Annotated in this window: 12 protein-coding genes; 8 read left to right on the top strand and 4 right to left on the bottom strand. The window is 65.0% G+C overall.

What is annotated here, in order from left to right; translation table 11 throughout:
- Nucleotides 1-145 precede the first annotated feature (145 nt).
- Nucleotides 146-778, top strand: coding sequence for a hypothetical protein (locus CXK94_RS22030; RefSeq protein WP_102895877.1), 633 nt, complete (start codon nucleotides 146-148; stop codon nucleotides 776-778).
- Entirely contained in the window at nucleotides 768-1484 is a 717-nt protein-coding gene (locus tag CXK94_RS22025) for a M48 family metallopeptidase (protein ID WP_102895876.1), read from the top strand. Before CXK94_RS22030 ends, CXK94_RS22025 begins: the two co-directional genes overlap by 11 nt.
- Before the next feature lie 394 nt (nucleotides 1485-1878).
- Here the strand turns inward: CXK94_RS22025 and CXK94_RS22020 are convergent, their stop codons facing one another.
- The 4 genes from CXK94_RS22020 to CXK94_RS22000 all read right to left on the bottom strand — a co-directional run bounded on the left by CXK94_RS22020 (nucleotide 1879) and on the right by CXK94_RS22000 (nucleotide 6867).
- Complete coding sequence (locus CXK94_RS22020; protein WP_102895875.1) at nucleotides 1879-4059, bottom strand: xanthine dehydrogenase family protein molybdopterin-binding subunit; 2181 nt, start codon at nucleotides 4057-4059, stop codon at nucleotides 1879-1881.
- 16 nt (nucleotides 4060-4075) lie between these two features.
- Entirely contained in the window at nucleotides 4076-4534 is a 459-nt protein-coding gene (locus CXK94_RS22015) for a (2Fe-2S)-binding protein (protein WP_102895874.1), read from the bottom strand.
- Between the two features lie 101 nt (nucleotides 4535-4635).
- Nucleotides 4636-5586 carry an XdhC family protein gene (locus CXK94_RS22010; protein WP_102895873.1) on the bottom strand — a complete coding sequence of 317 codons (951 nt, stop codon included), beginning with the start codon at nucleotides 5584-5586 and terminating at the stop codon, nucleotides 4636-4638.
- 381 nt (nucleotides 5587-5967) lie between these two features.
- Entirely contained in the window at nucleotides 5968-6867 is a 900-nt protein-coding gene (locus CXK94_RS22000; RefSeq protein WP_102895871.1) for a helix-turn-helix domain-containing protein, read from the bottom strand.
- Between the two features lie 167 nt (nucleotides 6868-7034).
- Between CXK94_RS22000 and CXK94_RS21995 the strand changes: the two genes are divergently transcribed.
- The 6 genes from CXK94_RS21995 (at nucleotide 7035) to CXK94_RS21970 (ending at nucleotide 13154) form a co-directional block, all read left to right on the top strand.
- Entirely contained in the window at nucleotides 7035-9089 is a 2055-nt protein-coding gene (locus CXK94_RS21995; protein WP_102895870.1) for an FUSC family protein, read from the top strand.
- Complete coding sequence (locus CXK94_RS21990; protein WP_102895869.1) at nucleotides 9086-9289, top strand: DUF1656 domain-containing protein; 204 nt, start codon at nucleotides 9086-9088, stop codon at nucleotides 9287-9289. Before CXK94_RS21995 ends, CXK94_RS21990 begins: the two co-directional genes overlap by 4 nt.
- Before the next feature lie 3 nt (nucleotides 9290-9292).
- The gene (locus CXK94_RS21985) at nucleotides 9293-10192 is read left to right on the top strand and encodes an efflux RND transporter periplasmic adaptor subunit (RefSeq protein ID WP_102895868.1); all 900 of its coding nucleotides are present in this window, start codon (nucleotides 9293-9295) and stop codon (nucleotides 10190-10192) included.
- Complete coding sequence (locus CXK94_RS21980) at nucleotides 10189-11640, top strand: efflux transporter outer membrane subunit (protein WP_102895867.1); 1452 nt, start codon at nucleotides 10189-10191, stop codon at nucleotides 11638-11640. The genes CXK94_RS21985 and CXK94_RS21980 overlap by 4 nt, the downstream gene beginning before the upstream one ends.
- 60 nt (nucleotides 11641-11700) lie before the next feature.
- Entirely contained in the window at nucleotides 11701-12636 is a 936-nt protein-coding gene (locus tag CXK94_RS21975; RefSeq protein WP_102895866.1) for a LysR family transcriptional regulator, read from the top strand.
- A gap of 281 nt (nucleotides 12637-12917) precedes the next feature.
- The gene (locus CXK94_RS21970) at nucleotides 12918-13154 is read left to right on the top strand and encodes a DUF2790 domain-containing protein (protein WP_102895865.1); all 237 of its coding nucleotides are present in this window, start codon (nucleotides 12918-12920) and stop codon (nucleotides 13152-13154) included.
- The last annotated feature ends 127 nt before the right edge of the window (nucleotides 13155-13281 follow it).

Raw genomic sequence — 13281 nt, 5'->3', positions numbered from 1 at the left:
GTGCTGAAACCTGTCAAAAAGGCCTGAAGTCAGGCCTTGTTTGGACTCCGTTAGGCCAAAGCGCTTGAAAAAGCGCCAAACCGGACGGGTTGGGGCAGTTGAAGCCGAGTTTTTCAACGGCCTGCTAAAGGCCTACGAGCCGGACATGCGCTTTTTGATCGACACCTACATCCGTGCCGACGACAGCGAGAAGATCTCCGCCTTCGACGAACTGTCGCTGATCCAGCTGATCGTGGAGCGCGGTGTCGATGCGGTGGAAGCGCTGCCCAAGGGCATCCGCGAAAGCCAGGAAGCCGTCGCCGAGACCATCGAGAACAACGTGCGCAAGCTGATCATCGATGAGTCGCCGATCAACCCGAAGTACTACGAGACCATGTCTTCGCTTCTCGATGCGCTGATCGCCAAGCGCAAGGAAGACGCCATCAGCTACCAGGAATACCTGGATGAGGTGGTGAAGCTGGCTCAGCAGGCCAAGAATCCGACCAGCTCGACCAACTATCCTGGCTCGATCAATAGTGCTGCTCGCAAGGCGCTGTATGACAACCTGGGAAACAATGCAGGCTTGGCATTGGCTGTAGATGCCGCCGTGCTAGATAGCCGGCAGGACGACTGGCGCGGTAATGCCATGAAGATCAAACGCGTGCGCCTGGCGATCAAGCATGTGCTGGATCAGTGGGGCAAAGATGCCGCTGAGGCCTTGGGCGACTATTCGGCAGGACAGGACAACGAACGGCTGGATGCCTTGCTGGAACTGGTCAAGCATCAGCATGAGTATTGAGTCCCGCAGCATCACGGTCAGCGGTTTGACCGTGGAGGTCGTGCGTAAGCCGATCAAAAACCTGCACCTAGGCGTATATCCGCCGCAAGGACGTGTGCGTGTGGCTGCACCGTTGGCGGTTGACGACGAAGCCGTGCGCCTAGCTGTGGTGGGCAAGCTAGGCTGGATCAAGCGTCAGCGTGCGAAGTTCCAGGCCCAGCCCCGGCAATCCCAACGCCGTATGGTCAGTGGCGAGAGCCATTACTTCCTGGGGCAGCGGTATCGGCTCAGGGTAATAGAGGAGGGTGGTTCACCCCGACTGACCCTCAGGGGCAAGGCTTCGATGCTTTTAACTGTGCGCCCAGATACGACGCCAGAGAAGAAACAGGAAATTCTCCATGCGTTCTACCGTGCGGAGCTGAAAAAACTCGTTCCAGAGCTGTTGGAAAAGTGGCAATCCATCCTGGGCGTTACGGTCAGCGCCTGGGGCATCAAGCGTATGAAAACCAAATGGGGTACGTGCAACATCGAAGCTCGGCGCATCTGGCTGAATCTGGAACTAGCGAAAAAGCCAGTGCAATGCTTGGAGTACATCTTGGTACACGAGCTGACGCACCTTCTGGAGCGTCATCACAACGAGCGGTTTACCGGGCTGCTTGATCAGCACATGCCGCAGTGGCGAATACTGCGTGAGGAGCTGAACGGTTCCGTGCTGGCAGAGTTCTAGGCCGATCGCGGCTATACAGACGTCAATTTAAGCCAATCTAATCGCAAACTCGGTAACAGTGGCCGCTACCTGAAAACACCGGCCTTTCCCTGATTGCACGTAATGACCGGAGCACAGGCCACTGATTTAGAAGGGCTTTTCGAGTTCTCACGCTTGACGGAATTCTCCAGTTAGCTGACGTATGACAGAAAACCAGGGAGACAATACCTCCGACATGGCATCTGGTTTAACATAATATATATTATGCGAAGTCACGACTGAGCCGAACGGGCCAACCCCGGGCGCTTCAGGTTGGTCGACGAATCAACCTGCCTGAAGCGCCCATCTAACCAGTAACCAGCGTTACGCCTGCGTCTGGAAAGCCGGAACCGCCGTCCTGCATTCCCCAATCCGCTCAACTCGCCAACTGTTGGCCGATCGGCAGGCGTCGCACGCGTTTGCCGGTGGCTGCCGCCAAGGCGTTCACGAGGGCTGGAGCCAAGGGTGCGACCGGGGGTTCGCCGATGCCGGTTGGCGCGGCCGTGGACGGGACGAGATGCACTTCGACCTCGGGCATGTCGGCAATACGCAGTGGCGAGTAGTCATGGAAGTTGGACTGGTCCACCTTGCCATCGGTGAACGTGATGGCTTCGCTCATCGCTGCGGACAGCGCGAAACCCACGCCGCCTTCGGTCTGGGCCCGTACTACGTCCGGATTGACCACGATGCCGCAATCCACGGCACAGACGACACGATCGACACGGTAGCGGCCATCGCTCTGCACGGTGACTTCGGCGACCTGCGCCACGAACGAGCCGAACGCTTCGTGTACCGCAACGCCGCGGCCGCGGCGTTCGCCGTCCTTGCCCGGTTCGAGCGGTCGATCCCATCCGGCTTTTTCCGCGGCCAGCTTCAGTACGCCGGCATGACGCGGATGTGCCTCGAGCATGGCCAGGCGCCAGGTCATGGGGTCCTGGCCGGCTGTCTGGGCCAGTTCGTCGATGAAGCATTCGGTGGAGAATGCGGTATGCGTGGAGCCCACCGCCCGCCACCATTGCACCGGCACCGCGATATCCTCCGGTGTATGAAGGTCGACCCGCATGTTGGCGATGGCATACGGCAGGTTCGCCGCACCCTCCACCGAAGTGGCATCGATGCCGTTCTGGATCGCGCCCTCGAACGGCGAACCGGCGGCGACGGATTGGCCGACCAGGCGATGCTGCCAGGCGACCAGACGCCCCTGGGCATCCAGGCCGGCGCGCAGGCGGTGATGGAACATGGGGCGGTAGTTGCCGGCCTGCATGTCATCCTCGCGCAGCCACACCAGCTTCACCGGCGCCCGGCCCTCGATGGCCTTGACGATGTGTGCGGTTTCCAGGATGTAATCGGCGCCCTTGCTGGCGCGGCGCCCGAAACTGCCGCCGGCGTAGAGGGTATGGATGCGCACCTGCTCGGGCTCGAGGCCAAACAGGCCGGCCAGCATTGCCTGGTCGTAGGTTTGTATCTGCGCACCGAACCAGGCCTCGCAGCCTTCCCTGTCGAGCCTGATCACGCAGTTCATCGGTTCCATGGCGGCATGCGCGAGATAGGGAAAGTCGTATTCGGCCTCCAGGGTATGCGCGGCACCGTCCAGTGCCGCCTCGCTGTCCCCCTCCTCTCGGGCAACCGTGCCGGGCGTTTCGGCCAGCGTGCGAAACCGCTCGAACGCTTGCGCCGAGCTCAGGCGGAACGCTGCGCGCTCATCCCATTCGACGCTCAGGGCGTCACGCCCGCGCTTGGCCGTCCAGGTATCGCGGGCGAGCACCGCCACGCCGTTGGGAATCTCCACCACCTCGACCACCCCGTCGATGGCGAGCGCCGGCGCGGGGTCGAAGGACGCTACCAGCGCACCGAATCGCGGTGGATGAGCCACGACCGCCGTCAGCATGTCGGGCAGATGAATATCCTGGGTATAGATGGCGCTGCCATTGATCTTTTCCGGCGAATCCTTGCGGGCAATGCGTTGGCCGATCAGCTTGAATTCGCTCGGCTCCTTGAGCCGCACCTGCTCCGGCACCGCCTGCTCGGCGGCAGCGCCGGCCAGCTCGCCGAAGCGCGCCTGCCGGCCCGATGGCGGATGGCGGAGCACGCCCTCCGCCATCGTGATCGATTCCGCCGGCACCTGCCAACGCTGCGCCGCGGCGGCCACCAGCATCGCCCGGGCCGTGGCGCCGGCCTGGCGCAGCTGTTCCCAGGAATTGGCGATGGCGCTGCTGCCACCGGTGCCCTGCATCGGTCCCCACTGAAGGTTGTTGTAGCGACTGGCGTCGGCGGGTGCGCTTTGCACGCGCACCTGCGACCAGTCCGCGTCCAGCTCCTCGGCGACGATGGTAGCGAGGCCGGTATAGGTCCCCTGCCCCATTTCCAAGTGCTTGGCGATCACGGTGACGCTGTCGTCCTCGCCGATCCGCAGAAAGGCGTTGGGCTCGAAGGTTGCACTTACGGCCTGCTTCTGCGCGTCCTGCGCGAAGGACCAGGGAAAGTAGATCGCCAGCGTCAGGCCTGCCGCGCCCTTCAGGAAACGCCGGCGGCTGTGGTTCTCGATGGACCGGGTCATAGGTTCACCTCGTGCGTCAGGCCAGCGACCTGGCTGCTTCGTGAATGGCGGCGCGTATGCGCACGTAGGTCGCGCAGCGGCAGAGGTTGCCACCCATCGCCTGGTCGATATCGCTGTCCGAGGGCGAGCGGTTGCCCTCCAGCAAGGCGGTAGCGCTCATGATCTGCCCGGACTGGCAATAGCCGCATTGCACGACATCGAGTGCCTGCCAGGCCTGCTGCACCGCCTTGCCTGCCGCGCCCTCGCCGACGCCTTCGATGGTGACGACCTTCGCCTCGGCTACCGCGGAAACCGGCGTGCTACAGGAGCGCACCGCCTGTCCGTTCATATGCACGGTGCAGGCCCCGCACAGCGACATGCCACATCCGTACTTGGTCCCCGTGAGCTGCAACGTATCGCGCAGTACCCACAGCAGCGGCGTGTCGGGTGCGACGTCGACGGACTTCTCCTGGCCATTGATATTGAGCGTGATCATGAAGTGCTGCCTCCGATTGAACGGGGTGCTATCGAAGCTTCAGCCAATCACTATAGAAGGGAATGGTGAACGCCCCCGGCACATCGTCTGCACTTTCGGTGTCAGATCGCTACGCCGTTCTTCAGCGCCACCACCTGGGCCATCAATGACAGGGCTATCTCGGCGGGCGCATGACTGCCGATGTGGAGGCCGATCGGCCCGTGCAAGCGGCCGATCTCATCCGGCGACAGGCCGAGTTCGCTCAGGTAGCCGCGCCGGCGCTCGGTGGTCTGCTTCGAGCCCAGGGCGCCGACGTAGAAGGCCTCGGATTTCAGTGCGGCCAACAGCGCCATGTCGTCCAGCCGAGGATCATGCGTGAGGGTCACGATGGCGGTACGCGCGTCCGGATGGATGTCGAGCACGGCGTCGTCCGGCATGCCGGCCACGAAGGTCACGCGGCCATCGTCCCATTCTGCGGAAAATTCGCTACGCGGGTCGCAGACCAGCACCTCGAACCCCAGCAACAGAGCGATCTCCGCCGCGTAGCGCGAAACCTGCCCTGCCCCGATCAACATCATCCGCCAACGCGGGCCATAGACGGTGCGCAGGGTGCTGCCATCGAAGGCGAATGCATCCTCTGGCCCGGCCTCGCCCAGCCTGCTGCGCCCGGATGCGATGTCAAGCTGGCGAACGCTGAGCAGTTGTTGCGCACAGCGCGCCACCAGCGTCTCGACCCAGTCGCTGTCCACGATCCGCTCTTCGACCAGCCGCAATGTCCCGCCGCAGGGCAGCCCGAATCGCGCCGCCTCTTCGCGGCTCACGCCGTAGCTGATCAGCCTGACCGCGCCCTGTTCGTCGGGCAGGCCCGCGGCCTGGCGCCGGATCAGGTCATCCTCGATGCAGCCGCCGGATACCGAACCGATCACCACGCCATCGTCGCGCAGGGCGAGCATCGAACCGGGCTGGCGTGGCGCACTGCCCCAGGTCTGTACCACGGTGTACAGCCTGACCGCCCTGCCCGCACGTCGCCAGGCCAGCACCGTGCGCAGCACGTCGAGGTCAACATTGTCCATCGGGCCCCTCCGTTTCGTATGCACTCTATCCTCAGACGGACGGCTCTCGAAAAACGCCGCAACCAAGTGACGGCCGGCTCCGCCATGGCGCCATCCGCGACAGGATCACTCTAGGGTCTGTTGACGTTTCATTCACGGCCGCGCCGGCACCTGTTTTTGCGCGAGGCAAGGCACGAGCCGTGAAGTTTGGTGGGCCCAAACGAACGGCGAGTAACACCGCATCGCGCAAAAACAGGCCCGGCCCGAAGGGTTGCGCGTCAAATAGCGCCATGCGGCGTTGCGGGACTTGGCAAGGGACCACCATTACCTACGTCCCGCGCCTGCGGAACGCCGCCCGGCCATGGCGCTATTTGACGCTGCAACGCGGCTCGCGATGAAACGTCAACAGACCCTATCAACTGGCAGGGCCTGCTGGAAAGCCAGGCGGAATTCACGGGGCTTGAGTCCGGCCTGCTTGCGGAAAAAACGGCTGAAATAGGCGCTGTCGGCGAAGCCCAGCTCATGGGCGATCTGCTTGATCTCCAGCTCCGTGTACGCCAGTTGTCGCTGGGCCTCGCGGACGATGCGTTCGTTGATGATCGCCGTCGGCGGCTCGCCCAGCTCGTCACGGCAGATTCGCCCCAGCGTGGTTGACGTGATGCCGAGCGACTCCGCGTAACGTCCCAGCGGCCAGTGCCGGCGGAAATGCTCGTCCACCAGTTCGCGGAACTGGCCCAGCAATGCCGAACGCCGCGGATTGCCCGCACGCGGCATGGCAGCAGGCTGGCCCAGTCGCGCAATATGCACCAGCAACGCGAGCAGCAAGGCATGCCCGGCGGCCACGCTGCCGCGCTCATGGCTGTTGGCCTCTTGCTGGATGAGCATGATCAGCGGCCAGATCGGCTCGCTGCCATCGGCCTGCCAGGGCAGCGCGAACACGCTGGGGCGGCGCATCAGCCCCAGCAGTTCGTGGGAGACGATGCGCGCCATGGATTCCAGCGGGCGCTGCGCCGCGGTGATCACCGTGCCGTTGGTGTCGTGGCTGTTCTTGAAGGCGTGCACCGTGCGGCACGGCAGCAATACCAGGCTCGGCGCGCGGTAGGTCATGCGGCTGTTCTCCAGCGAAACCTCGCCTTCGCCGCTGCGGATGTACACCACCTGCAGCAGCGAGTCGTGCTGATGCGGCTTGATCTCCTGCTTGTGCAGCTCGCTGCGTTCGTTGATCCATTCGAAGTGCAGCAGATCGTGCCAGGCCGGCAACGCGTTTTCGCCGTACAGCGCGTAATTGGGGATGCGTTTCATCGTGCCCTTGACGTGATTGTCTGATTGATCGAATCGTCCTGATGCTTGTTCGAATCGTCACATCATTTTCGCGTTAAATGTAACAACTTGTGATGCAGCCGTGCCGCCTTTTGCAGTTTTCCCGCCTTCGGCATGGCGTTCGAAAAATTCGAAAAAACGAAAAACCTATGAACATGCCGACCTGGCGTGAGTGGCTGTTTTCCGCCAAAGCGCTGATTGCCGCCCTGCTTGCGCTCTATATCGCCTTGGCGATTCCGCTGGACAACCCCTACTGGGCAATGGCCTCGGTCTATATCGTATCCCACCCCCTGTCCGGGGCGACCCGGTCGAAGGCGATCTATCGTGCCCTGGGCACCCTGTCCGGGGCGGCCGCATCGGTAGTGCTGCTACCGCTATTCGCCCACCAGCCGGTGATGCTCAGCATTGCCATGGCGCTGTGGGTCGGCGGCCTGCTCTTCCTCTCGCTGCTCGACCGCAGCCCGCGCAGCTATATCTTCATGCTGGCCGCCTACACGGTGCCGCTGATCAGCCTCAGCGAAGTGAACCATCCGCAAACCATCTTCGACGTGGCGCTGGCGCGCTCCGAGGAAATTCTCCTGGGCATCGTCTGCGCCAGCCTGGTCAATGCCGTGCTGTTTCCCAGCCGCATCGCGCCGGTGCTCGGGGTGCGGATGGACATGCTGCTGCGCGATGGCCGTGCTGCGATCGGCCGCCTGCTCGCGACCCGCCACCTCGGCGACGCCGAGCATGGCGAGCTGCATCGGCTGCTGCTGGATGTGATGGGCCTGGACGGGATGATCGTCCACCTCGGCTACGACAGCCGCAGCGCCCTGCCCGCGCGCCATGCCCGCGAATTTCGTGCGCGCATGGCGATGCTGACCCCGCAGCTGATGTCCGTCGGCGATTCGCTGCGCCGCCTGCAGCGCGAATCGGGCGGAATGCTGCCGGAGCTGGAAGAGCATCTGCAGCTCGTCGATGGCTGGATCCAGGGCGACGCCGCGCAGTTCAGCGCTCGCCACTTGCAGCTGCGCAGCCGGCAGCTGGAGACCTGGCTCGGCGATACCCATCCCGAGCATGCCCTGACGATCGCCGGCGGCCTGGCGCATCTACGAGCGTTGATCGACCTCTGGCAGGATTGTCTGAACCTGCGCCAGGCGTTCGCCACGGGCCATCCGGAGCGGACGCCAGCGCTGCACTACCGCGTGCGGCAACTGATCGGCGGGCCACGGCATTACGACTACGGGCTGCTCGCCATCTCGGCCGGCTCGGTGGCGGTCTCGATTCTCTGCATCAGCCTGTTGTGGTTCGTTTCCGGCTGGGAACATGGCTATAGCGCCGTATTCATCGCCGCTGTGGCCGGCTGTTTCTTCGCCGGGCAGGATAATCCGGCGCCGTTCATCAAGTCCTTCCTGGTGGCCACGGTGATCTCGTCGGTGGCCGGGGGGATCTACCTGTTCGCGCTGATGCCCAACGTGCACGACTTCGGCAGCCTGGCCGCGCTGCTGGCCGGGCCCCTGTTGCTGCTCGGCACCCTCGCCGGGCGGCCGCAGTATGCCGGCACGGTGATCGTGCTGGCGGTACAGACCATTTCCAACATCACCATCCAGGACAGTTACCGGGCCGATTTTCCGCTGTTCGCCGATATTGCCCTGTCCACCACCCTGGGCGTGATCTTCGCGCTGGTCTGGGCGCGGCTGACCCGGCCATTCGGCATGCACTGGGCGGCGCGTCGGCTGGCCCGTGCCGGTTGGCTGAGCCTTGCGCGCCTGGTGGTGGCGAAGAACGCCGGCGATCATGCCGAGGCTGCCTCCGACGTCATCGACCGCACCGCGCAACTACTGCCGCGTCTCGGCCAGCTGGGTGATCGGGGCCTGGCGCTGCGCGACGCCACCCGCGAACTGCGCCTGTGCTTCCGCCTGCTGGAGCTCAAGCGACTGCGACTGCCGCCGGCGGTCAGGGTGCCGTTGCAACCCGCCCTGCTGGCGGCACGCGAATATTTCCAGGTCTGTGCCCGAAGCCACCATCCGCCAGCTGCGCCGGACAGCCTGCGGCGCCAGCTGGACGACTGCCTGGCGTACCTGCAGGGGCGCCCCGAGCGCGTTGCCGGCAAGGCGCGCCTGGCCGTGCACGGCCTGCGCCTGGCACTGTTTCCCGATAACCCGTCAACCGTACGACCGCTGCCGCCAGGCGCAGGCCTCGAACCCGCCGGAGCTGGCATATGACCGGACACCTGAATCTCTACGGCGTTTACGTACCCCTGCTGCTGGTGCTGATGCTCGCCGCCTACCTGCTCAAGGGCCTGCTCGGCATGCTCCTGGAGTACCTGGGCTTCTATCGCTGGGTCTGGCATCCGCCGCTGTTCAACCTCGCCCTGTACGTTCTGCTGCTCGGCGCCCTGTCCAACCTCATGCCCCGGATGTGAATCGTGAATAAATGGATACCCGCCGCCGGCTCCGTGGTGCTGACCCTGCTGGCCGTAGCCATCGCCGTCGTCGTCAGCCTGCACCTGTGGGACTACTACATGGAGGCACCGTGGACGCGCGACGGCCATGTGCACGCCGACATCATCCAGGTCGCGCCCGACGTTTCCGGGCTGGTGACCGAACTGCACGTACGTGACAACCAGAAGGTCGAGCATGGCCAGGTGCTGTTCGTGATCGACCGGGCACGCTTCGAGCTCGCGGTCGCCGAAGCCCGGGCCGCGTTGCTGGAGCGCCAGGCCCAGCTGGAGCAGGCGCGGCGCGAGGCCAAACGCAACCGCGTGCTGAAGGACCTGATCGCCGCCGAGACCGTGGAGATCGGCGACACCCGGGTCAAACGCGCCGAAGCCGCACTGGCCACTGCCGAGGCGGCCCTCGGCGTGGCCCGCCTGAACCTCGAACGCACCACCGTGCGCAGCCCGGTGGACGGCTATCTCAGCGACCAGACCATGCGCGTCGGCGACTACGTGAAGACCGGTACGCCGGTGCTGTCGATCGTCGATACCCGCTCGCTGCGTGTCGAAGGCTACTTCGAGGAGACCAAGCTGCACGCCATCGACATCGGCCAGCCGGTGGAAATCAGGGTAATGGGCGAATCCCAGCACCTGCGTGGCCATGTGCAGAGCATCGCCGCCGGTATCGAGGATCGCGATCGCGCGCGCGGCAAGTCGCTGCTGCCCAACATCGATCCCAGCTTCAACTGGGTACGCCTGGCCCAGCGGATTCCGGTGCGGGTGGTGCTCGACGATGGCCAGCAGACCGACATCCGCCTGATCGTCGGGCGCACCGCAACGCTGTCGGTCCTGCCCTGGCCTGCCGCCGCAACGAAGCCGGCCACGCCATGAGCCGCTACCTTCATATACCGCTGCTCGTCCTGGCCGGCGTACTCGCGGCCTGTGCCCCGGTCGGCCCCGACTATCGCCTGCCCAACGATGCCGCGATCCGGCGCGCCGAGGCGCAGGCGCCGTTCGACCTGGCCGGCAACGCCTGGGTCGAACAGGCGCCGCTGCCCGACGACTGGTGGCAGCTGTATGACGACCCCCTGCTCGAGCGCCTGGTGCGCGAGGCGCTGGCTCACAATACCGATGTGCGCCTGGCCTATCACAACCTGCGTCGTGCCTACGAAGGCTTCCAGATGGCGCATCACGCCCAGGAGATCGAGCTCGGCGGCAATGGCTCGCTCGCACGCGGCCAGCTGTCCAGCGAGGCGCTGGCCCTGCAGGAGAAACTGCCGGTGATGAACCTCGCCGATGCGGGACTCGCCGTCGGCTATCAGCTCGACCTGTTCGGCAAGCTCAGGCGTGCCGCCGAAGCCGCCGGCGCCAACGCCGATGCCAGCGCGGCGGCGCTGGATGCCGCGCGCATCACTGTGGTCGCGCAGGTGGTGCGCAACTATGCCCAGGCGTGTCATGCCCACAACGAACTGACGATTGCCGCACGCTCGCTGGCGATCCAGGAGCGGCAGCTGGACGTGGCCGAGCGTCTACTCGGCGCGGGGCGCGGTAATGAAGTGGACGTGGCCCGCGCGCAGGCCCAGGTCGAGACCTTGCGCGCCGAACTGCCGCCCTTCGAGGCAAAGAGATCGGCCGCGCTGTATCAGCTTGCGGCCCTGCTCGCCCGTACCCCTGGCGACCTGCCGGAGTCGGTCGCCGCCTGCAGCCGCGCGCCGCAGCTGGAGCAACCGATTCCGGTCGGCGATGGCGCCGCCCTGCTCAAGCGCCGCCCGGACATTCGCGCCGCCGAGCGCATGCTCGCCGCGGCCACGGCGGACATCGGGGTTGCCACCGCGATGATGTACCCGCAAATCAATCTCGGCGCCTCGGCGGGCTTCACCGGCATGCTCGAACACATCGGCGATCCGGTAACCCGGCGCTGGGCATTCGGCCCGGCCATCGCCTGGCACTTCCCGACCAGAGTCGACCGCGCGCGGGTGCGTGCCATGCAGGCCGGGGCCGATGCGGCGCTTGCCCGCTTCGACGGCACGGTGCTCGAGGCGCTGCGCGAAACCCAGACCCTGCTCAGTCGCTATGCCCACGACCTGCAACGCAGCCAGGCGTTGCACGATGCGCGCGAGGCCGCCCACCTCGCTGCGGACCATACGCGGCTGCTGTATCAGGAAGGTCGCCTGGCCTATCTCGACAGCCTGGATGCCGAACGCACCCTGGCCTCCGCCGAAGCGGCACTGGCGGCTTCCCAGGCACGGCTGTCGCAGGACCAGGTGGACCTGTTCCTCGCCCTCGGCGGCGGCTGGCAAGGCAGCGCTCGTGGAGCCTCGCCGCAGCGGGAACACTGAACGGTGTTGCCGGCCCGGCGTACACTGGCCGGCGCATCATGACCCGAGAGGTAACGATAGATGGACATGCTGCAAGCGATGCGGGTATTCGTGCGGGTGGTCGATGCCGGTAGCTTCACCGCGGCGGCGGTGGAGTCGGCCATGTCCACGGCGCAGGTTTCCCGGCTGGTCGCGGAACTGGAAAACCACCTGCAGGCCCGGCTGCTGCACCGTACCACGCGGCGCCTCGCACTCACCGAGGCCGGAGCACGATTTCTCGAGCAGTGCCGGGAGATCCTCACGCAGGTGGAGTTGGCGCGGCTGGAAGCAAGCGGTGCGCACCTGACGCCGCGGGGGCGCTTGCGCGTGCATTCGACTACCGGCCTGGGCATCCAACTGCTGTCCGGCCTGGCCGGGCGCTACAACGAACGCTATCCGCAGGTCAGCCTGGACCTGGCGCTGTCGCAATGCCAGCCGGATCTGCTCGAAGCGAACCTGGACGTCATCATCACCCTGTCTCGCGAGCTGCCCGATTCCGAGCTGATCGCCCAGCGGTTGGGCACGGTGTTCAGCGTGGTCTGCGCCGCACCGGCCTACCTGCAGCAGCACGGCACCCCGCGAACACCGTCCGCACTGCATCGGCACCGCTGCCTGCGGCTGGCCGATCCGGTGTTCGTCGACGACTGGCATTTCCTCGCTGACGGCGTCGACGAAACGATCCGTCCCGGCGAAACCTTCAGGGTCAACGTCGCCGAGGCCATGGCCAGCGCCGCCGAGGCTGGCATGGGCATATGCCTGCTGCCCGATTACGTCGCCGCACCGGCATTGCAGCGGGGCAGCCTGGTGCGGTTGCTGCCGCAGTTCCGCCTGCAGGAGAAGACCATCCATGCGCTCTACCCTTCGAGGCGCTTTCTCGACGCGAAGATCAAGACCTGGGTGGAATTCCTCCAGCGGGAGCTGCCCCGGGCCTTTCGCAATTACCACGAGGTCCTGCAAAACCCCGAACACTGGGCCTGAGTGGATTGTTGCGCCGCCGGTAAAGGTTCGTCACCGCCAGCGCTGTTTTTCACGTTGCCGGGCCGTCCTACACTTTATTCAGTGGCAATGAGCAGTGGGTCAGTTCCGCTCCGGCATCCGGTCGGCCGCTCCTTCGACCGCATGCCTTGTCACCTTCTGGCTGCTCCCCCTCGTGGCAGCCTCGTTTATTCCCTGGTGCCTGCCAGCCATGCGGGCGCCGCTTTCGAGCCTCCGGCCGGGCGCCCCAGGCGCCACGCTCCGCAGGCGTTGTGGAGGTCATGATGAACAAACTGATCTGGATCGCCAGCCTGGCGCTCTGCGCACAATGGGCGTCCGCCGCGGACGAACCGACTCCGTACCGCTATGGTGACCGCCTGGATATCGCGCAGGTGGTTTCACTGGAGGTTCCCGCCGGCGGCTGTGAAGTGGTCGAGGCCAAGATGACCTACGTCGATTCCAACGGCGAAACCCGCGAAACCACCTACCTGCGCCAAGGCACCGACTGCAGCAACTTCTAACAGGCCGTTGAAAAAAGCCAGAGCCCGCGTGGCTCTGGCAAAATGGCGGCCATCCTCTTCTGCCGAAGCCAGCCCAAGCCGATGCGTGGACTCGACCTCAAACAAAACGAGCTGTTCAGTTATACGA

Origin of the sequence: Stutzerimonas stutzeri (assembly GCF_002890915.1) — a bacterium.
Classification (GTDB): Bacteria; Pseudomonadota; Gammaproteobacteria; order Pseudomonadales; family Pseudomonadaceae; genus Stutzerimonas; species Stutzerimonas stutzeri_AF.
The sequence above is the reverse complement of the archived record's forward strand: the minus strand, read 5'-3'. Positions and strand labels throughout refer to the sequence as shown.